General features: G+C 65.5%; 17 protein-coding genes and 1 pseudogene. 10 read left to right on the plus strand and 8 right to left on the minus strand.

All coding sequences use genetic code 11. From position 1 onward, the window contains the following. Window positions 1-471 precede the first annotated feature (471 nt). On the plus strand, window positions 472-1767 hold the full coding sequence (locus tag R9B84_RS17925; RefSeq protein WP_301803453.1) for an MFS transporter: 1296 nt from the start codon (window positions 472-474) through the stop codon (window positions 1765-1767). Window positions 1768-1821: 54 nt separating this feature from the next. Further along, the gene (locus R9B84_RS17930) at window positions 1822-2604 is read left to right on the plus strand and encodes a substrate-binding domain-containing protein (protein ID WP_423760712.1); all 783 of its coding nucleotides are present in this window, start codon (window positions 1822-1824) and stop codon (window positions 2602-2604) included. Window positions 2605-2628: 24 nt separating this feature from the next. Here the strand turns inward: R9B84_RS17930 and dctA are convergent, their stop codons facing one another. From dctA to R9B84_RS17950, 4 genes and pseudogenes are all read right to left on the minus strand, one after another. Beyond that, window positions 2629-3957, minus strand: a complete 1329-nt coding sequence (dctA, locus tag R9B84_RS17935) for a C4-dicarboxylate transporter DctA (RefSeq protein WP_423760713.1) — start codon at window positions 3955-3957, stop codon at window positions 2629-2631. A 34-nt stretch (window positions 3958-3991) separates the two neighbouring features. After that, the gene (locus tag R9B84_RS17940; RefSeq protein WP_423760714.1) at window positions 3992-4915 is read right to left on the minus strand and encodes a LysR family transcriptional regulator; all 924 of its coding nucleotides are present in this window, start codon (window positions 4913-4915) and stop codon (window positions 3992-3994) included. 78 nt (window positions 4916-4993) lie between these two features. Continuing rightward, window positions 4994-5410 (minus strand): annotated as a pseudogene (locus tag R9B84_RS17945) (helix-turn-helix domain-containing protein); the annotation flags it as partial. 342 nt (window positions 5411-5752) lie between these two features. Then, window positions 5753-6478 (minus strand): TetR/AcrR family transcriptional regulator, encoded by a 726-nt coding sequence (locus tag R9B84_RS17950; RefSeq protein WP_423760715.1) that lies wholly within the window; start codon window positions 6476-6478, stop codon window positions 5753-5755. Window positions 6479-6606: 128 nt separating this feature from the next. Here R9B84_RS17950 and R9B84_RS17955 point away from each other — a divergent pair, with 128 nt between their 5' ends. From R9B84_RS17955 to R9B84_RS17990, 8 genes are all read left to right on the plus strand, one after another. Further along, entirely contained in the window at window positions 6607-7497 is an 891-nt protein-coding gene (locus tag R9B84_RS17955; protein WP_423760716.1) for an alpha/beta fold hydrolase, read from the plus strand. Window positions 7498-7513: 16 nt separating this feature from the next. Further along, a complete protein-coding gene (locus R9B84_RS17960) occupies window positions 7514-8524 on the plus strand; it encodes a VOC family protein (RefSeq protein WP_423760717.1) in 1011 nt (336 codons plus the stop codon). Then, complete coding sequence (locus tag R9B84_RS17965; RefSeq protein ID WP_423760718.1) at window positions 8521-10287, plus strand: bifunctional 3-(3-hydroxy-phenyl)propionate/3-hydroxycinnamic acid hydroxylase; 1767 nt, start codon at window positions 8521-8523, stop codon at window positions 10285-10287. Before R9B84_RS17960 ends, R9B84_RS17965 begins: the two co-directional genes overlap by 4 nt. A 26-nt stretch (window positions 10288-10313) precedes the next feature. Continuing rightward, window positions 10314-11123 (plus strand): 2-keto-4-pentenoate hydratase, encoded by an 810-nt coding sequence (locus R9B84_RS17970; protein ID WP_423760719.1) that lies wholly within the window; start codon window positions 10314-10316, stop codon window positions 11121-11123. Next, complete coding sequence (locus R9B84_RS17975) at window positions 11120-12067, plus strand: acetaldehyde dehydrogenase (acetylating) (protein WP_423760720.1); 948 nt, start codon at window positions 11120-11122, stop codon at window positions 12065-12067. Before R9B84_RS17970 ends, R9B84_RS17975 begins: the two co-directional genes overlap by 4 nt. Before the next feature lie 11 nt (window positions 12068-12078). Next, entirely contained in the window at window positions 12079-13110 is a 1032-nt protein-coding gene (gene dmpG, locus R9B84_RS17980; RefSeq protein ID WP_423760721.1) for a 4-hydroxy-2-oxovalerate aldolase, read from the plus strand. Window positions 13111-13188: 78 nt separating this feature from the next. After that, window positions 13189-14244, plus strand: coding sequence for an amidohydrolase family protein (locus R9B84_RS17985; RefSeq protein WP_423760722.1), 1056 nt, complete (start codon window positions 13189-13191; stop codon window positions 14242-14244). 120 nt (window positions 14245-14364) lie between these two features. Next, the gene (locus R9B84_RS17990; protein WP_423760723.1) at window positions 14365-15090 is read left to right on the plus strand and encodes an OmpW/AlkL family protein; all 726 of its coding nucleotides are present in this window, start codon (window positions 14365-14367) and stop codon (window positions 15088-15090) included. Window positions 15091-15181: 91 nt separating this feature from the next. On the opposite strand, the gene R9B84_RS17995 is transcribed toward R9B84_RS17990, so the two are convergent. The 4 genes from R9B84_RS17995 to R9B84_RS18010 form a co-directional block, all read right to left on the minus strand. After that, complete coding sequence (locus R9B84_RS17995; protein ID WP_423760724.1) at window positions 15182-15838, minus strand: TetR/AcrR family transcriptional regulator; 657 nt, start codon at window positions 15836-15838, stop codon at window positions 15182-15184. Window positions 15839-16018: 180 nt separating this feature from the next. Continuing rightward, window positions 16019-16624, minus strand: coding sequence for a PqiC family protein (locus tag R9B84_RS18000; RefSeq protein WP_423760725.1), 606 nt, complete (start codon window positions 16622-16624; stop codon window positions 16019-16021). 26 nt (window positions 16625-16650) lie between these two features. Beyond that, window positions 16651-18246: an intermembrane transport protein PqiB gene (locus R9B84_RS18005; RefSeq protein WP_423760726.1), complete on the minus strand. Its 1596-nt coding sequence runs from the start codon at window positions 18244-18246 to the stop codon at window positions 16651-16653. Between the two features lie 40 nt (window positions 18247-18286). After that, entirely contained in the window at window positions 18287-19621 is a 1335-nt protein-coding gene (locus tag R9B84_RS18010; protein WP_423760727.1) for a paraquat-inducible protein A, read from the minus strand. Window positions 19622-19738 lie beyond the last annotated feature (117 nt).

The following is a 19738-nucleotide window of genomic DNA, read 5'->3' on the forward strand; positions in this document are numbered from 1 at the left end:
GCACTCGAAGCTCGCCGTCGTGTCCCACGGAAAACGCTGCGCTACGCCGGCGCCCTTGTCGTCAGGACAACAACGCGACGCCGTCCGCGGCCCGCACGCCTCGCCACACACCCGGTTCCGGCTTTCGCACTTGGCGCGGTAGAGCGCCATGTCCGCCTGATACGACAGCGCGTGCCCGATTCGCGGCTCACCATCCGCTCGAACGCTTTCGAGCAACGCAAGCGGACCATCTGGTTGCCGTTCAACGGCGGGTTGCGGGCGAGGATCGTGCCATCCTGACCCCGTGCGGCGCGACGTTCGGCGGGACAGGCGGTGATCGAAACAGGCGAGGTCGCGTCGATTGATAACCGCGTTGCATCAATCCTTCCAAAAATCGCACTTATCGTTTGATCGATGCCGGGCGAACATTCCAGAAAACGACAATCGACCAGCCTCATCCCGCGTATTTCAGGTTTTTCAGGAGACACCCCGATGCACCCCTCGTCCAGCCTTCCGGCCGAACGTTCGAAGGCCGCTGCGATCTTTCGCGTCACGGCCGGCAATTTTCTCGAGCAGTTCGACTTCTTCCTGTTCGGCTTCTACGCCACGCAGATCGCCAATGTCTTCTTCCCCGCGCAAAGCGAATTCGCATCGTTGATGATGACCTTCGCCGTGTTCGGCGCCGGCTTCCTGATGCGCCCGCTGGGCGCCATCGTGCTGGGCGCGTACATCGACGAGGTCGGCCGCCGCAAGGGCCTGATCGTCACGCTGTCCATCATGGCGAGCGGCACCATCCTGATCGCGTTCGTGCCGGGCTACGCGACGATCGGCCTGCTGGCGCCCGTGCTCGTGCTGATCGGGCGGCTGCTGCAGGGCTTTTCCGCAGGTGCCGAACTGGGCGGCGTATCGGTCTATCTCGCCGAGCTGGCGACGCCCGGCCGCAAGGGGTTCTTCACGAGCTGGCAGTCGGCCAGCCAACAGGTCGCAATCGTCATCGCGGCGGGCCTCGGCTTTGCGCTCAATCAGTGGCTGAGCGCATCGCAGATCGCCGCCTGGGGATGGCGCGTGCCGTTCTTCGTCGGTTGCATGATCGTGCCGTTCATCTTCATGCTGCGCCGCAACCTGGAGGAAACCCAGGAGTTCAAGGCGCGCAAGCATCGCCCGGGAATGAAGGAAGTGTTCGGTACGCTGGTTCAGAACTGGGGCGTCGTGGTTGCCGGCATGATGCTGGTCGCGATGACCACCACGAGCTTCTATCTGATCACGGTGTATGCGCCGACCTTCGGCAAGACGGTGTTGCATCTGAGCACCGCCGACAGCCTGCTCGTGACGCTTTGCGTCGGTGTGTCGAACTTCGTGTGGCTGCCAATCGGCGGTGCGCTGTCCGACCGGATCGGCCGTCGGCCGCTGCTGGTCGGCATGACAATGCTCACCGTCGTGACCGCCTATCCGGCGCTGTCGTTCCTCGCTCACGCGCCGTCGTTCGCCAACATGCTGCTCGTCCTGCTCTGGCTCTCGTTCATGTACGGGATCTATAACGGTGCGATGGTCGTCGCGCTCACCGAAGTGATGCCGGTGCAGGTGCGTGTCGCGGGCTTCTCGCTCGCCTACAGCCTCGCGACCGCCGTGTTCGGTGGCTTCACGCCGGCCATCTCGACCGGGCTCATTCACATGACGGGCGACAAGGCCGCACCCGGCTACTGGATGAGCTTCGCCGCGGTGTGCGCGCTGCTTGCGACGTTCGCGCTCTACCGTCACCGCACGGCGACGCTCACGCCGGCGCATTGATGTTCGGCCCATCCGGACCTTCACCAACACACACGAATTCGCACGACCACGACCATGAGAAATCAGCTCCTGAAATTTTGCGCGTCCGCGCTCGTCGCCACCGCGGCGTTTGCGGCCAACGTGCAGGCGGCCGAGCTCCACGTGATGAGCTCGGGTGGCTTCACCGCCGCCTATAAACTGCTCGGCCCCCGGTTCGCGTCCACGACCGGCAATACGCTCGATACCGCGCTCGGCCCGTCGATGGGTCAGTCGCCCGAAGCGATTCCGAACCGGCTCGCGCGCGGCGAGCCCGCCGACGCCGTCATCATGGTCGGCTACGCGCTGGACGAACTGATCAAGCAAGGCAAGGTCATCCCCGGATCCCGCGTCGAGCTGGCCGACTCGCGCATCGGCATGGTCGTGCGCGAAGGCGCTGCAAAGCCCGACATCAGCACCACCGAAGGTCTCAAGCAGGTGCTGCTGCACGCGAAGTCGATCGCCTACTCGGACAGCGCGAGCGGCGTGTATATCGAACGCGAGTTGTTCAAGAAGCTCGGCATCGAGGAGCAGGTGAAGTCGAAGGCGAAGATGATTCCGCGGATTCCGGTCGCTTCTGTCGTCGCGAACGGCGACTACGCAATCGGCTTCCAGCAGGTCAGCGAGCTGCTGCCGGTCAAGGGGGCGACCTTCGTCGACAAGATTCCCGAATCGCTGCAGTCCGTCACGCGCTTCGCCGCCGGCATCCCCGTTGGCGCGCAGCATCCGAAGGAAGCGAAGGCGCTGCTCGACTATCTTGCGTCGCCCGACGTGCAGGCCGACGTGAAATCGACCGGACTGGATTCCGTTTCCGCTCATTGAGCTCGATCGGCGGGAAGGCTTGCGTCAGACCGCCTTCCCGTCACCGCCGGCATCTGCCGCGACAGTGTCTTCATCGGTCCCATTCGGGGAGGCCGGCCCGGCCACGGCGAGCGTCTGCACAAGACGTGTACGATCGCACGCGCCTTCCCACGACGACACGAAGATCACCGCGCAGGCATTGCTGATCACGCTGGTAAGCGCGCGTGCCTCGGACATGAAGCGATCGATGCCGACCAGCAGCGCCACGCCGGCGACGGGCAAGTCGGGCATGACGGCGAGCGTCGCGACCAGCGCAACGAGCCCGCTGCCGGACACGCCGGCCGCGCCCTTGGACGTGAGCAGCATGATCGCGAGCATCGCCGCGATCTGCGACGCGGAGAGGGGCACGTCGCACGCCTGCGCGATGAACAATGCCGCGAGCGTCAGATAGATCGCGGTACCGTCCAGATTGAAGGAGTAGCCCGCCGGCAGCACGAGCCCCACGATGCCTTTTTCGCAGCCGAGCGCTTCCAGCTTGACGATCAGACGCGGCAGGACCGGCTCCGTGGACGATGTCGCGAGGACGATGAGCAACTCTTCGCGCATGTAGCGTAAGAGCCGCCACAGCGCGAAACCGTGCAGTCGCGCGAGCGGTGCGAGCACCAGCATGACGAACAGCACGCAGGCCACGTAGAAGGACGCCATCAGCTTCGCAAGCGAGCCGACCGAACCGATGCCGAAACGGCCCACCGTGAACGCCATCGCGCCGAATGCGCCGAGCGGCGCGAGCCGCATGATCATCGCGAGCACACGAAAGACGACCTGGGCGACACCGTCGATCAGTGCAAGAACGGGCCTGCCTGCCTGCCGGTGTGCATTCAGCGAGAAGCCGAACAGCAGCGACAGCAGCAGCACCGGCAACACCTCGCCTTTCTCGAACGCGCCGAGCATCGTATCGGGGACCACGCTCAGCCCGAACGCCACGAGCCCGCGTGGCTGCGCATCCTTCACGTACTGGGCAAGGATGTTCGAATCGAGATGGTGGACGTCGATGTGCATGCCGGCGCCGGGGCGCAGCACGAACGCGGTGACGAGTCCGATCGCGAGCGCGACGGCGGTCAGCAGATAGAAAAGTGCCAAAGCCCGAACGATTGTGCGGCCGATTGCTTTCCCGTTCGCCAGTGACGTGATGCCGGAGACGATCGTGCAAAAGACGATCGGCGCGATGGTCATCCTCACAAGGCCAACGAACGCATCGCTGAGGGGCTTGAGCGTCGCGCCGGCTTCCGGCCATACATGACCGACGGTCACGCCGAGCATCATCGCGAGCAGGACCTGCACATAAAGCGATTTAAGCAGCCTGACCAACCTCACTGTACGGTATTCCTTCGTGTCTCTTCTGTCGTTGTCACACCGACGCACCGCTGCTTGCGATCCCGCCGCGCTTTGCCTCGATGATCATCTTGTGAAACGCTTCGGCGGCCGGTGTGAGCGGTCGTCCGCGCCGTTTCACGATTCCCACGCGTCGTTTGACGACCGGTTCGACGAGCGGCACGCTCGTCAGAATAGGGTGGTCATGCACGGGCATCGCCATTGAGGGCACTGCGGCGACGCCGAGCCCTGCTTCGATCAATCCGAGCAGGGTCGTGACGTGGCGCGCCTCGCAGACGCTCGGCACACGCGGTGCCACGGCGGCAAGTGCCTGGTCGAGCAACAGGCGGTTTCCGGAAGTCTTGTCCACGGACACGTAATCGTGTTCGTAAAGTTCGTTCCAGGTCACGCGCTTCTTGCGCGCGAGCGGGTGGTCGCGGCGGCAGGCCGCAACGAACCGCTCCTGGAGCAACACCTTGAACTCGATCTCGGCTTCCTGGCTACCCATGAAGCTCACGCCGAAATCGGCCTCGCCGCTGATCACGGCGCCCAGCACCTCGTTCGCGCTCGCATCCAGCAGCTTGACCCGGATGCGCGGAAAGCGGTGATGATAGCTCGCGATGATGGTGGGCAGAAAGTAGTAAGCCACCGAGGGAACGCACGCGATGGTCACGTGGCCCAGGCGGCTCGATGACACGTCGCGAATGCCGAGCAGGGCAGCGTCGAGATCGTCGAGCAGTTGTTCGGCGCTCTGGGCGAACACGCGACCGACTGTGGTGAGCGAGACGCTGCGCGTGGTGCGCTCGAATAGTCGCACGCCGAGTGCTTCCTCGAGCTTGTCGATCCGGCGACTCAAGGCAGGCTGGGAAATGCTGACCGCCTCTGCGGCCTTTCGGAAACTTCCCATTTCCACTACCGCGCGAAATGCCTGCAAGTCGGTTAAATCGAAGTTGATCCCCACGGGCAAATCTCCGCCACTCAGATGCGGAGCATTGTGCATGATTCTGCCGGCGCCATGCGCGTTGCGTTGCCTGAAACCCTATGTCTTCGGGTTTGCCCGGCGTTGTTGCCCGAACCGCGCACGATAGTCTCGCGGCGATGCTCCGACGCATTTTGCAAACGCACGCTGTAACGCATCCACGCTTCCGAATCCCGAACGTTCGGCTATCCGTTCGAGCGGCCAGTCGGCCCGCTCCAGCAGCGCCTTCGCCCGCTCGACCCGCGCAGCCCGCACGTAACGGGCCGGCGAGAGCCCGGTCTCTTTGAGGAAACTGCGCGCAAACGTCCGTTCGCTCACATGCATGCGGGCCGCCAGCGCGGCAACGAAGGTCGCCGCTGGATCGTCGGCGATGTCGCGAGCAGCGAGCGCATGCGTGCCGTCGCGGTTGCCTGGATATTCAAGCCGACGCTGAACTTGTGCTTGTCCTTCAGGGTGGGGCATGAACAGCACTAATTCCGGTTCAGGGTCAAGCGGGCGACCGATCCGATGGTGGTGCGGAAAGCATCATGGCGTGCTCTCCCGCCATGCAGCGATTGAGTGGAAACTACGTCGACGGTGGGAACAAAGTGTATTCAGTCACGCGGACAAAAATTCGATGAGAAGTTCAGGCCAAGTGGGGCAATTCTGCGGGAACTTCAGCACAACAGCTTAGGCCGAGATGTGTGGCGGCTTTGTTGCGAATTCCGGCCGGCCCCCTTCTACGCGTCGCTGAACGGTCGTTTGGCCGGTGAGTACATCGATGCCGGCCGATCTGGCGATCGCAAAACATCGTGACGGTCGCGGACTACCTGAATGGTCTTAGGAGCGAAATGGCGGCGGCTGCCGAATTCCGGGAGGCAGTTGAGCCTGCATCCTTGCATGTCCGCGTTCGAGCAGTGACGCAACGGGCGTTTCGATCGGCGGTAATGCCGTTTCGACCAACTTTTCCGCCTCGAGGTACTCGACGCCCAGTGCGCGCAGAATTGCTGCGACGACGGGCTCTGGAGCGACGTTTTGCGGGCCTTCGTTGGTGATTCTGAGGATCGTCGCGAGCGCGGTTCCGGCGATCACGTCGAGTGCCGTTCCGACGCCGACATCGCTGAAACGTCCCAGTGCCAGCCCCTGCTCGATGTGGGGCGGCAGGAACACGTAAATCAGGCTGCTCGGCCCCGCCGAATGCAGGCCGGCCGCGCAAATGAAGCGCGCCAGCAGCGGATACGCGCGCGCGGCGTGCAGGAACATGCGCACACCACACGCGATGCGCAGCGCCGGATCCCCGTAGCCGTGGACTTCCGTTTCGATCAAGCGCAGCAACTCGTCGTTCAGCTCCTGCGTTACTGCGGCGAGCAGATCCTCGTTGGTGCGGAAGTACTTGTAGAAAGTGCCCTGCGATACCTCCGCGGCAGCAATGACGTCCTGGATGACGCTTGCGCCGACTCCCTTTTCTGCGAACACCAGCATCGCACTTTCGATCAGCCGGGAGCGCATGCGCTCGCGACGCTCTGCCGCGACGCGGGTCCGATGGTCAACGGTCGTTTCATTCATGGCGGAATTATACGGCGACGCAGCAGACGCTCCGAGGTGCTAGGTAAAAACGAGTATATTGTCATGATGACAAATATCTCATTATTAAAGCCAAGCAAGTTCGATCAACCGTCTGGAGCGACCACGCCGTGAATGCCCCGTCCATGACTCACGCAATGACCCAACGCACCGTTCGGGTCGGTGCGAGGACCATTTCCTTTTCCGAAGCAGGCGAGGGCCCGGTGGTGCTCATGCTCCACGGCGGCGGCCCCGGCGCTTCCGGCATGTCCAATTACGCGCGCAATGTCGGCGCGCTCGCATGCGTCCACCGCGTCGTCGTGCCCGACATGCCCGGCTACGGCAAATCAACGAAGGGGCTGGATCGCGGCGACCCGTTCGGCGACCTGGCGGCGAGCATGCTCGGGATGCTCGATGCGTTGCGCATCGAGCGCGCGCATGTCCTCGGTAACTCGCTCGGTGGAGCATGCGCGTTGCGCATGGCGATCGAGCGTCCGGCCGCGGTCGGACGCCTCGTGCTGATGGGGCCCGGCGGCGTGGACACGACGCGCGCGTTGCCCACGCCCGGCCTCAAGCGGCTGCTGAACTACTACAAGGGCGAAGGCCCGACACTGCAAAAGCTCGCGACGTTCATCCGGGGCGACCTCGTCTACGACGGCAGCCTGGTATCCGATGCGACGCTCCAGGAGCGCTTTCAGTCCAGCATCGATCCGGAGGTTGTCGCCAGCCCGCCGTTGCTCGGGCCCAAAGGCATTCCGAATTTCAGGAATCTCGATTTCACGCGCGATCCGCGCCTGGCCGCCGTACAGAATCCGACGCTCGTGCTGTGGGGAACGGAGGACAAGGTCAATCGACCAGGCGGCGCACGCTCGCTGCAGCGGCGCATGCCGAACTGTGACGTGCACCTGTTCAGCAAGACCGGCCACTGGGTGCAGTGGGAGCGCGCCGACGAATTCAACGCGATGGTGGTGGCGTTTCTGGCCGAGGACCGCGGTGACGCGCGCGTCGTCCGCCGCGTCTGATCCGGAGCGCGTCGCCATGCCTACCATCGCCAGTTCGCCGGCCGTGCCCGACTGCTTGTTCGGTCGCGTGCATCTCGGCTATTTGCTGATCGAATCCGTCCGCTTGGACGCGTGGAGCAAGTTCGTCACGGGGGGGCTCGGGCTGCATGCGGATCGTCCGCAGCCCACGGTGCTCGCGTGTCGGATCGATGCGCACCAGCGCCGATTGATTATTCATGAGGGGCAAGCGGAAGACGTCACCGCGATCGGCTGGCAACTGGCCGACGACGCGGCGTTGCAGCTCGTTCTCGCGCGGCTGTCCGCGCTCGGCATCGACGTGCGGCAGGGCGGCGCGAACGAAGCCGCGTTGCGAGGCGTGCAGCGATTCTGGTACTTCACCGGACCGAAACGGCTGCGCACCGAGCTGTTCACCGATGCGGTGCTGAGCGATTCGCCGTTGCAGATGAAGGCGAGCGGATTCGTGACCGGCGCATCTGGCCTGGGGCACGTCGCGATCACGACGCGTCAGCCGGAAGCGATGCAGGCGTTCTGGAAGAAGGTGTTCGACGCACGCTTGTCGGACGAGATCGAGGACAAGATCGACGGCCTGAATCTCGACTTCGCGTTTCTTCGACTGAACGAGCGCCACCATTCGCTTGCGACCGCGTCGACGCGCGGCATCCGTATGAATCCGCTGCGCACGCAGATCCACCACCTGAATCTTCAGTGCGTATCCCTGGACGACGTGACTCAGGCCTACTTGCGATGCCGGTCGATGGGATACCCGATCGCCAATGCGATCGGCCAGCATCCGAACGACCGCGAGCTGTCGTTCTACGTTCAGACGCCGTCCGGTTTCGAGATTGAACTGGGCTGGAACCCGATCGTGGTGGACGAGCACGCGTGGCGCACGACAACCTATCAGGGGATCAGCCTGTGGGGCCATCGCCCGGAGAACCTGACCGTGCGCGCCCGGCTGGGCCGCGCCCGCCGCGCGTTCGCGTCGCTGCTGCATCCGGAATTCATCATCCAGGGAGACCAAACATGAACGCAGTGCATCAGGACGATGCGTGCGACGTCGCGATCGTGGGGCTCGGACCGACTGGCCTCGTGCTTGCGCACCTGCTCGGCCAGGCCGGTCATCGCGTCGTCGTGCTCGAGCGCGAGCCGGTGTTTTACGGCAATGCCCGCGCTGTTTATACCGACGACGAATGCATGCGGATCTTCCAGCATCTGGCGGTGGCCGAAGAATTGCAGGCACGGATGATGATGGAAACGCCGGTGCAGCTCGTACGCCCCGACGGCACGCCGATCACGCAATACATGCCGCGCAAGCGCCCGCTCGGCTGGCCGATCATCAATTTCTTCTACCAGCCGTATCTCGAAACGACGTTGTCGGACACGCTGTCGCGCTACCCGAACGTCACGATCCGGCGCGGGCGCGAAGTCGTCGATTTCTCGCAGGACGCCGACGGCGTCGGCATCGTGCACCAGGCCACGCGCGAAGCGCGCTTCAGCGATGCGACGGATGCGCGCAGGAGCATGAACAATGATCCCGACGCGCAGTCGCTGCGGGCGCGGTACATGGTCGGTGCGGACGGCGGGCGCAGCATCGTTCGCACGCGGCTCGGCATCGACATGGCCGGCAAGAGCTTTCCCGAGCCGTGGCTTGTCGTGGACATCGAGCGCAAGCCGGGTACCGACGCGCTGCGCCACCTGCCGTACTTCAATTTCGTCGTCGACCCGAAGCTGCCGGTCGTGAGCTGCGTTCAGCCCGACAAGTTCCATCGCTTCGAATTCATGCTGATGGCCGGTGAAACGAAAGAGAACATGGAGCGGCCGGAGACGGTGCGCGCATACCTGTCCCGGTTCGTCGATCCGGACCAGTTCGTCGTCAAGCGCAAGCTCGTCTATACGTTCAATGCGCTGATCGCGGCCAAATGGCGGGTCGGCCGCGTGCTGCTCGCGGGCGACGCGGCACACATGACGCCGCAGTTCATGGGGCAGGGGGCCAGCTCCGGCGTGCGCGATGCGTACAACCTCGGGTGGAAGCTGGACCTCGTGCTGCGCGGCGCCGCCGGCGACGCGCTGCTGGACACCTACCAGTCCGAGCGCCATGCGCATGCCAAGGCGATGATCGACGTGTCCGTGCTGCTCAAGAACGTCGTGTCCGTGCGCAATCCGCTGGGCACGCTCGTACGCGATACCTCGCTCGCGGTCATCCGGATGATCCCCCCGCTCAAGCGCTGGTTTCAGGAGGGCGGCTTCAAGCCGGCGCCCGTCTACAAAAAGAACGCGTACGTCGGCTTGCCGCGGCGCCGCCGCAACGGCCCGGAGGGCGCGCTCGCCCCGCAACCCGAAGTGCGCCGGTTCGACGGCGCGAGGCAACGGATGGACGACGTGCTCGGGCGCGGGTTTTCGCTCGTCGGCCTGAACGTCGATCCCTCCCGGTATCTGGACGATGCGTCCGCCGAAGCGCTGCAATCGTTGTCGGTACGGCACGTCACGCTCTATCCGTACGGCGGGCGTCCGCAAGGGCTCGAAGGCGTCGAACGCGACAACCGCAACGGCGGCGCAACCGAGGTCGAGGACATCGACGGCAACATGATTGCGTGGTTCGCGAAGGCCGGGTTTCGCGACAAGGCCGTGGCAATCCTGCGGCCGGACCGGTTCGTATTCGCCGTCGTGCCCGTGACCGAGCTCGATCGCACCGTGACGCGTCTGCGCGACCAGCTCGGTGTGCCGAACACCTGCAGCGGCACCCGCGCGGCCGTGCCGGCCGATGCGTCGTCGCTCGCCAGGGCCGCCTGAATTCCGACTCTCTCACTCCGTCAATCATGTGTCCATTGCCCGATTACTCCCGTATTCATGCCGCCGCCGACGCGCTGCGCAATGCGCGCGCGACGCGCACCCCGATCGAGCCGATTGCCGAGCGGTTCGGCATTGCCGGGATCGCTGCCGCGTACGCGGTGGCCGAAGCGAACACGGCAGCGCGGACCGCTGCCGGCGCGCGCGTCATTGGCAGGAAAATTGGCTTGACGTCGCTCGCGGTGCAGCGGCAACTCGATGTCGATCAGCCTGACTTCGGCGTGTTGTTCGACGACATGGAGTATCTCGACGGCGACGATGTGCCGATGGATCGTCTGCTGCAACCGAAGATCGAGGCCGAGGTCGCGTTCGTCGTCGGGCGCGACCTCGACGACGACGCGCCGAGCTATGGCCGCGTACTGGCATCGCTCGCCTATGCGCTGCCGGCGCTCGAGATCGTCGACAGCGCAATCGCCGACTGGCGGATCACGCTCGAGGACACCGTCGCCGACAACGCGTCGTGCGGCGCATACGTGCTCGGTCATCAGCCCATTGCACTCGGCCGGCTTTCGTTCGGCGAACTGGGGATGACGATGACGAAGAAGGACGCCGTCGTATCGACAGGCGTCGGCGCCGCCTGCCTCGGCCATCCATTGCGGGCGGTCTACTGGCTCGCCTGCACGATGGCGCGTCACGGACAGACGCTGCGCGAGGGCGATGTGATCCTGTCCGGCGCGCTCGGCCCGATGGTGGCGGTGACGAGCGGGGACGTCATTCGCGCGCAGATCGGCGCGCTCGGGAGCGTGCATTGTCGCCTCGGCGAAGGAGCGGCGCGATGAGCAGGAAACTCAAGGTCGGTATTGTCGGCAGCGGCAACATCGGTACGGATCTGATGATCAAGATCCTGCGGCACGGCGAACACATCGAGATGGGCGCGATGGTCGGCATCGACGCGGCGTCGGACGGGCTGCGCCGTGCAGCCCGGATGGGCGTCGCCACGACGCACGAAGGCGTCGAAGGGCTTGCGCGGATGCCTGGCTTCGACGACATCGACATCGTGTTCGACGCGACGTCGGCGTCTGCCCATGCGCACAACGATGCGTTCCTGCGTTCGCTCAAGCCCGGCATCCGCATGGTCGACCTGACGCCGGCGGCGATCGGCCCGTACTGCGTTCCGGTGGTGAACGGCGAGCACCACCTGGATGCGCCCAACGTCAACATGGTGACGTGCGGAGGACAGGCGACGATCCCGATGATCGCGGCGGTGTCGCAGGTCGCCAACGTTCACTACGGCGAGATCGTCGCATCGATCTCGAGCAGGAGCGCGGGGCCGGGCACACGCGCCAATATCGACGAATTCACCGAAACGACCGCACGCGCGATCGAAACGGTCGGCGGCGCGGCGAGCGGCAAGGCCATCATCGTACTCAATCCAGCCGAGCCGCCGCTCATGATGCGCGATACGGTGTACGCCCTAAGCGATTTCGCCGACGAAGCGCGCATCGAGGCCTCCGTCGCGCGGATGGTGGAAGCGGTGCAGTCGTACGTGCCGGGCTATCGCCTGAAACAGCGCGTGCAGTTCGATCGCATCGAATCCGATCGGCCGATCCGCATTCCGGGCGTCGGCGAACGCATGTCGGGCCTCAAGACTTCGATCTTCCTCGAAGTCGAGGGGGCCGCCCACTACCTGCCCGCCTACGCCGGCAACCTCGACATCATGACGAGCGCAGCCATGGCGATGGCCGAACAGGTCGCCGCCCGCATGCTGAGCGACGCAACGTGAGATTCCCGACCATGGACAAGAAGGTTTACATCTCCGACGTGACGTTGCGCGACGGCAGCCACGCGATTCGTCATCAGTACAGCATCGCGCAGGCGCGGCAAATCGCCATGGCGCTCGACGCTGCGCGGGTCGATTCGATCGAAGTCGCGCATGGCGACGGCCTGCAGGGCGGCAGCTTCAACTACGGTTTCGGCGAGCATACGGATATCGAATGGATCGAAGCCGTCGCCGGTGCCGTCACCCACGCGAAGGTCGCCACGCTGCTGCTGCCCGGTATCGGCACCGTGCACGATCTGCGCGCCGCGTACGACGCAGGCGCACGCATCGTGCGGGTCGCCACGCATTGCACGGAAGCCGACATTTCCCGTCAACACATCGAATCCGCGCGTGAGCTCGGCATGGAGGCCGTGGGCTTCCTGATGATGAGTCATATGCACACACCCGCCGGGCTCGCCGAGCAAGCGAAGCGGATGGAAAGCTATGGCGCGACTTGCTGCTACGTCGTGGATTCAGGCGGCGCAATGAACATGAACGACGTGCGCGATCGCGTCCGCGCGTTCAAGGATGTGCTGAAACCCGAAACGGAGGTGGGCATTCACGCACACCACAACCTGAGTCTAGGCGTGGCGAACTCGATCGTCGCCGTTGAGGAGGGGTGCGATCGCGTCGACGCGAGCCTGGCGGGGATGGGGGCCGGGGCGGGGAACGCGCCGCTCGAGGTGTTCATCGCGGCGGCCGCGCGCCTCGGCTGGCGTCACGGTACGGATCTGTACCGGCTGATGGATGCCGCGGACGAAATCGTGCGGCCGCTGCAGGATCGCCCGGTGCGCGTCGACCGCGAAACGCTCGCGCTCGGTTATGCGGGGGTGTACTCCAGCTTTCTGCGCCATGCCGAACTGGCCGCCCGAAAATATGGCATCGGCACGGTCGATATCCTCGTCGAACTGGGGCGGCGCGGCATGGTGGGCGGGCAGGAAGACATGATCGTCGACGTTGCGCTGGATCTGTCGAACGCACGGGCCGCTTCCGGGTATGCGACGTAGTCACCGTTTCGTTGCGCACGAAGACGCGCTTGAAGAATATTTCGTCATCCAGATCAATGTTTCGCGCCGGAGCTGATCGTGCACCGAATCGACGTCCATCATCATTTCATTCCGCCGGCCTATCGCGACGCGATGTCCAGGCATGGCATACAGAAAGTAGCCGGCGCGGCGTTGCCGGAATGGCATGCGCAAGCGTCGCTCGACGTGATGAACGCGAACGGGATTCAGGCGGCACTGCTGTCGATCTCGGCTCCGGGCGTGTATTTCGGCGACATCGAAGCGGCACGCACGCTCGCACGTCAATGTAACGAATATTCGGCGCAGCTCTGCGACGCGCATCCCGGCCGCTTCGGTTCGTTCGCGGTTCTGCCGATGCCGTTCGCCGAACCGGCCTGCGCGGAGGCCGTTTACGCGCTCGACGTGCTGAAGGCGGACGGCGTCGTGCTGCTCGGCAGTACGGAAGGAAAGTTCCTCGGCGCACCGGAATTCGACGAACTGATGGCCGAACTGGATCGCCGGCAGGCCATCGTGTTCGTGCATCCGAACCTGCATCGGACGAGCGAGGCGCTCGGGCTGGGTGCGCCGGGCTTCCTGATCGAGTTCCTGTGCGATACGACGCGCGCGGCAGTCAATCTGATGCTGACGGGGACGCTGGAGCGTTACCCGAACATTCGCTGGATTCTTGCGCACGCGGGCGGATTCCTGCCTTACGTCGCGTGGCGTGTGTCGCTGGCCAACCTGATGCCGGAATACCTTTCGGCGGTACCGGCCGGCGTGCTCACGTACGTCCGGCGATTTCACTTCGACACGGCGCTGTCGCCCGCCGCGTATCCGCAGGCCGCGTTGCGCGAACTGGTCGAGCCGTCGCAGATCCTCTTCGGCAGCGATTTCCCGTTCGCGCCGGCGCCGGTCACTGCCATGCAGCGCGACACGCTCGAACGGTCGCCCGTCTGGGATGCCGACGCGCGAGCCAGCATCGAGCGCGGCAACGCATTGCGCCTGTTCGCGCGTTTTGCCGGCGGCGCGGAGCGTGTCGCCGGTATGCCGCCGCACGAGGACGGCCCGCTGACGTCGCTCAGGCGCGCGGCGGCTGGCGCGGGCGTCCGGTTGATCGACCGGCTCAGAGACCGCTGAATCCCGTTTCGTCCGGAACCCTGGACGCGCATGCCGGACGGATGACCTCCGTCCGGCGGCGACGCATGCCGCCGTTTCCCCGGCGGCGCCATCCTGCACATCACAACAATCGGAGACAACATGAAGCATACGAGCGCGGCAATTCTTCTGTCGATCGCGGCGATGTCGTGCGCCCGCGCACAATCGGCCGGTCAGTGGGTCATGAACGCCGGATGGCTGCACATGGCACCGCAGGATTCGAGCGAACCGCTGACGGTCAACGCGCTCGGGCGCTCGGGCACGGTGGCGGGTAGCGGCGCGAGCGTGGCGGATACCGATACGTTCGCGCTGACGGCGACCTATTTCGTCACGGATCATGTCGCACTTGAGACGATCCTGGGCATTCCGCCGAAATTGCATCTGAGCGGCACCGGCTCCCTGTCGTCACTCGGCGAACTGGGGACGGCGCGCGCATGGAGCCCGGCGATTCTCGCGCAATATCACTTCGGCGAACCGTCGGCCCGCTTTCGGCCATACGTCGGCGCGGGTCTGACTTATGTGTGGTTCAGGGACGTACAGTTGAGCAACAAGGTCGCGAGCGGCGCATTCCTGTATTCGCCGACGCTTGGCAACCGCCTCGAAGGCCCCACGTCGGTGACGCTGAGCCATTCATTCGCGCCGATCGTCAACGCCGGGCTTACGTACAACATCGATCCGCACTGGTCGGTCGGCGTGTCGATCGCCTACGTGTGGCTGTCGACGAAAGCCGACCTGAGCACGCGATCTGCGGTCGGAACCGTGACCAGTTCGACGCGGATCAAGATCGATCCGATCACGACTTTCGTGTCGGTGGGGTATCGGTTCTGAATGGATAAAACGGAGGGCGCCCATTTGGTAGCCAGCCTGTGTGGATGGTCGGCGTCCGTCATCGTGCGGATACTCGTGGGGACGGCTGGAATTATTGCTGGCGCGACGCGGTGTCCTGCGTCGGCTCGTCGCGCCGTGCATACCGCGCTCCAGCACACAACAGGGCGACGCCGAGCACCGCCGCCCATTCAGCCGGCGATGGCATGCGGTCCGAGATGCCCGTCACGCCGCTTGCCGCGTCCGGTGGCGCGGCCACTTCGGCGTGCATGCGGTCGATGATCTGCCGGAATCCGGCATCGCGCAGTGCGTACAGGTGCACCTCGACCCACAGCGGGAAACATTCCCAGCCGGCGGCGATGTCCGCGGGGGCAGCGGCGGTGCAGTAACCGCCGCCCTCCGGCGCCGCCAGCCGAAGCCTCTTGATCATTCGATCATGGTCGCGGCGAAGGATTTCGATCAACGGTTCACGCTTGTGTTCGAAGTGCGCATAGAACGCGCCGCGCGTGTAGCCGGCGCCCTCTGCGATATGTTCGACACTCGTATCGGAAAAACCTTTCGCGATGAATAGCGCGCGAGCAGTGGCAATGAGCCGTTCGCGGGTGTCGAGCCTGCGTTGCTCGCGCGTGAGGCGGGTGCGTTTCATCCTGCGTTGTCCATGTTGGCGGAAATGATTGAAGCGGCGCAACACCGCATCGCGCGAAACGTCGGATCGACACGTGAAAGTGCGGTGCGTCGGTCCGCTGTTCATCTGAACAATCTCTTATAACGATGTGACTTGATCGTGCGAGGCCACTGAACCCACGGCCGCCACCGGAGCCAGGCCGATCGCCCGACCCGACTGGCCGTGTCGTCGGGGCCCAATTCAATCGAAGAGTTGGTCCGGCGCGCCGCAAACGACGGCGGGTGGCGCGCTCCGACGGTCGAGTGTTCACGTGCTGCATCCGGCAGGCGGTGCGGCGTGCGTGACTTCCGCACGAATTCCCGCGGCGATCCCAAGCGCGAGCGCATCGACCGCGCCGCGATGCGCATCGACGAGTGCATCGTAGCCCGTCGACGCATCGGCCCGAACGATGTTGCGGCACGTCAGTGCCGGCTGTCCGGACCCGGAACTCACACTCCAGGTCGCATCGAGCAGCACGTGTGACGCAGGCCACGACTCGACACGCTGCACGTCCACCGCGACCCGGTAAACGGGCGTGCCGTCCGGGTGGGCGACGCGGTGAACATCGACCGTGCCGAGCAGGGACGCGACGCGCGTCGACAGTCCGCCGCGCATCTCGTCGCCGAGCGGCGCGGCCCAGCGCTCCTGCTCCAGGATGTCGGTCCGATCCGGGCCGCGTTGCACGACGAGCCGGTTGCCGTCCGCCGGCGCCGCGACGTGCACGGCCTGGAAGTCGATCAGCCATGCGGGATGCGAGGCGGTGGCCTCAACACCCGCATCGTCTGCCACCGCGAGGGTATGGAAATGCACCGGTGGCGAAGCGCACGCGCTCAGCGCCGCGAGTGCGACGCACGTCGCGATGCGCGCCGACATGCGGAGCCGGCCAAAAGAACGCGCTTTCATTGGTGGTCCCCCTTGTTACCGAACAGCAGCGACTCGGGATGACGTTCCAGATAGTCCGCGAGCGCGTTCAACGACTGCAGCGTATGCGTGAGCGACTGCATCGCCTCATGCACGTCCGACTGCATCGGCGAATCCTGCCGCAACGTCGACTCCGCCGCGTTGAATGTGCGTTGCGCCGCGGCCAGCGTGTCACGCGCCTGCGGCACGACCTGCTCGTCGAGGTGGCCGAACAACTGGTTCGCATGCGCCAGCGCGCCATTCAGATTGTTGCCGATCCGGTCGAACGGAACCTGATCGAGCTTGCGCGCGATGTCGGCGATCTGAACCTGCAGTTCGTCGAGCGTATTGGGCACGGTCGGCAGCTCTACCGGCGTGCGGCGCGCGTCAACGCTCGCGCGCGGCGCCTTCGGGAACATGTCGAGCGCTACGTAGAGCTGACCGGTCAGCAGGCTGCCGGTGCGCAACTGCCCGCGCAGCCCCTGGACCACCAGGTGCTCGAGCAGTTCGTGGCCGCCGGCCGTATCGGGCGCGGGCAGCGCCGTATCGCTATGCCGGCTCAGTCGCGACGGATACAGCGCCATCGTGACCTTCATGCTGAAGTTGCGCGTGTGCTCGTTGTACTCGATGCCGATGTTCGTGACCTGGCCGAGTGCGATGCCCCGCAGATCGACCGGCGCGCCGACGGACAGCCCGCGCAGCGACTGGTCGAAGCGCATGACGACCATCAGCGGCGTGCCGTCCGGGTCGTGCATCGCGTCGGCTTCGTCCGATGCGAGCTGGAACGGCGCATTGTCGGCCGCCCGCGGCGCGTCCGGCTGTCCGGGCGGAGACTGAAACGCGAGACCGCCGACGATCACCGTCGCCAGCGATTGCGTGTTGAGTTTCAGGCCGCTCGAGTCGAGCCGCAGATCCACGCCGCTTGCGTGCCACCAGCGCGTATTGGTGCCGACGTACTTGTCGTAGGGCGCGTTGACGAACACCTGCACGTCGACCCCGGTACCGCCGTTGTCGAGCGAGAAACCGACGACCTGACCGACCTGCAGATGCCGGTAAAACACCGGCGAGCCGATGTCGATCGAGCCGAGCGAGTCGCCATGCAGCCGATAGTGTCGGCCCTGCTGGTCCGCGGTGACGGCGGGCGGCGTCTCGAGACCGGTGAAGTCGGTCTGCTTCTGCGGCGAGCGGCCGAGATCCGCACCGATGTATGCGCCGGAGAGCAGCGTGCCGAGCCCGGAAATCCCGGTAGCGCCGACGCGCGGCCGAACAACCCAGAAGCGGGTATCGCGATTCGCGAACCGGGCTGCGTCGCGCGTCAGTTGAATGCCGACGACCACGCGCTTGAAGTCGGGGGTGAGCGTGATGGTCTGGACGGAGCCGATATCGACGTCCTTGAAGCGGACCTTGGTCTTGCCGGCTTCGAGGCCTTCGGCGTTGGCGAACGTGACCGTGATCGTCGGGCCGGTCGCGGCGATGGTTCGGATCACGAGCGACAGGCCGATTAGCGCGCACACGAGCGGCACGATCCAGACGAGCGACGGGATCCAGCGGCCGCGCGGCCGGATCTCGGGTTGAGGCAAATCGAACGGAGGCATCGTTTGTGAATTCGAAAGGAATCGGCGGGCTTGCGCCCGTTCAGGATTGACGACGGACGGCGGCCGGGCGCGTCGCGCCGTCCCAGATGAGACGCGGATCGAACTGCATCGACGCGCACATGGTCAGCACGACCACGGCGCCGAACGCGAGCGCGCCGGGGCCGGGTGTGATGTCGGCGAACGTGCCGAAATGCACGAGCGCGATCGTCAGCGCGACGACGAACACGTCGAGCATCGACCAGCGGCCTACGCGCTCGACCAGCCGGTGGAGCCGCGCCCGTTCGAGTGGGCGCCATTGAGCGCCGCGATGCGCGGTAATCGCCTGCAACGCGAGGATCGTGATCTTGAGCATCGGCACGAGCACACTCGCGACGAACACGACGACGGCGAGCGCCCGGTCGCCCGACGTCCAGAAATATGCGACGCCCCCGAGGATCGTGTCGTCCTCTGCTCGGCCGAGCGACGTCGCACGCATGACGGGCAACAGGTTCGCCGGGATGTAGAGCAGGGCGGCGGCGGCGACCAGCGCGCCGGTGCGGGCGGCGCTGCGCGGGCGCCGGGCGTGGAGCGGCGAACCGCAGCGCGTGCAGCGCTGGGCGCACGTGTGCGCCGGCTGCACGAGCGCGCAGCGGTGACAGGCGATCAGTCCCGCCGCGCGGGCCGTCATGCCTGGCGATCCGCCGCCGCCGGTTGCCGGGAACGCGGTGTACTGCGTCATGCCGGGGCGGGGCGGTTTCGTGTCATCTGCGCCACCTGTCTGCAACGCGACGAGTTCGTCGCGCGCTTCCCACAGGCGAGCCGGTTCGAACGACGACAGGAAGCCGAGCATCACGGTAAGGCCAGCGAACGCGAACAGCGCGGGTCCGGCGAGCACGTGTGCGAGGCTCGTCAGTTTGACGATCGTGATGAGCACGCCGAGCATCAGCACCTCGATCATGCTCCACGGCCGCAATCGGTGAATGCCGCGCAGCACCGACGCGAAGTGGCGCGATACGCGGCCCGCGCGCAACGGCACGAGCAGGTACAGCCATGCGGCCAGCTCCAGTATCGGAAACAGCATCGTCGTGCAGAACACGAGCGCGGCCACCAGCGGCTGGCCGTTCGACCACAGCGCGTGCACGGCGTCGCCGAGCGTCGCGTGCGACGCGATGCCGGCCGCGTCGAGCGCGACGATCGGAAAGGCCTGCGCGATGCAACACGTCAGTAGCGCGGCGAGCGTCATTGCGCACAGCCGGTCGAGCGCCCGGCGGCCGTTCGCCGCGCCGCTCACGCGAGCGCCACACCTCGGGCAATGCGCCGCCAGCGCGCGCAGGCGTGGCGGACGTTGAAGCAGCAGGTCGCATTCATGGCAGGCGACCAGGTTGTCGGGTTTCATCGGGAGTCCATCATGCGGTGTAACGGAGGCTCGGTGCGGCGGCGGGCACGACACGCCGCGCATCGGGCTTCGAGATTCGGCCCGGCGCGGCCCGGAGGCATGCGACCGGGCCGTCGA

Source organism: Burkholderia sp. NLJ2 (genome assembly GCF_049487195.1).
Classification (GTDB): domain Bacteria; phylum Pseudomonadota; class Gammaproteobacteria; order Burkholderiales; family Burkholderiaceae; genus Burkholderia; species Burkholderia pyrrocinia.

Bases quoted from the DNA above. Each gene is read 5' to 3' on its own strand.
- R9B84_RS18010 (WP_423760727.1), bottom strand. From the start codon at position 19,621: ATGAAACCCGACAACCTGGTCGCCTGCCATGAATGCGACCTGCTGCTT.
- R9B84_RS18005 (WP_423760726.1), bottom strand. From the start codon at position 18,246: ATGCCTCCGTTCGATTTGCCTCAACCCGAGATCCGGCCGCGCGGCCGC.
- dmpG (WP_423760721.1), top strand. From the start codon at position 12,079: ATGGACAAGAAGGTTTACATCTCCGACGTGACGTTGCGCGACGGCAGC.
- R9B84_RS18000 (WP_423760725.1), bottom strand. From the start codon at position 16,624: ATGTCGGCGCGCATCGCGACGTGCGTCGCACTCGCGGCGCTGAGCGCG.
- R9B84_RS17990 (WP_423760723.1), top strand. From the start codon at position 14,365: ATGAAGCATACGAGCGCGGCAATTCTTCTGTCGATCGCGGCGATGTCG.
- R9B84_RS17930 (WP_423760712.1), top strand. From the start codon at position 1,822: ATGAGAAATCAGCTCCTGAAATTTTGCGCGTCCGCGCTCGTCGCCACC.
- R9B84_RS17965 (WP_423760718.1), top strand. From the start codon at position 8,521: ATGAACGCAGTGCATCAGGACGATGCGTGCGACGTCGCGATCGTGGGG.
- R9B84_RS17970 (WP_423760719.1), top strand. From the start codon at position 10,314: ATGTGTCCATTGCCCGATTACTCCCGTATTCATGCCGCCGCCGACGCG.
- R9B84_RS17960 (WP_423760717.1), top strand. From the start codon at position 7,514: ATGCCTACCATCGCCAGTTCGCCGGCCGTGCCCGACTGCTTGTTCGGT.
- R9B84_RS17925 (WP_301803453.1), top strand. From the start codon at position 472: ATGCACCCCTCGTCCAGCCTTCCGGCCGAACGTTCGAAGGCCGCTGCG.
- R9B84_RS17995 (WP_423760724.1), bottom strand. From the start codon at position 15,838: ATGAACAGCGGACCGACGCACCGCACTTTCACGTGTCGATCCGACGTT.
- R9B84_RS17975 (WP_423760720.1), top strand. From the start codon at position 11,120: ATGAGCAGGAAACTCAAGGTCGGTATTGTCGGCAGCGGCAACATCGGT.
- R9B84_RS17950 (WP_423760715.1), bottom strand. From the start codon at position 6,478: ATGAATGAAACGACCGTTGACCATCGGACCCGCGTCGCGGCAGAGCGT.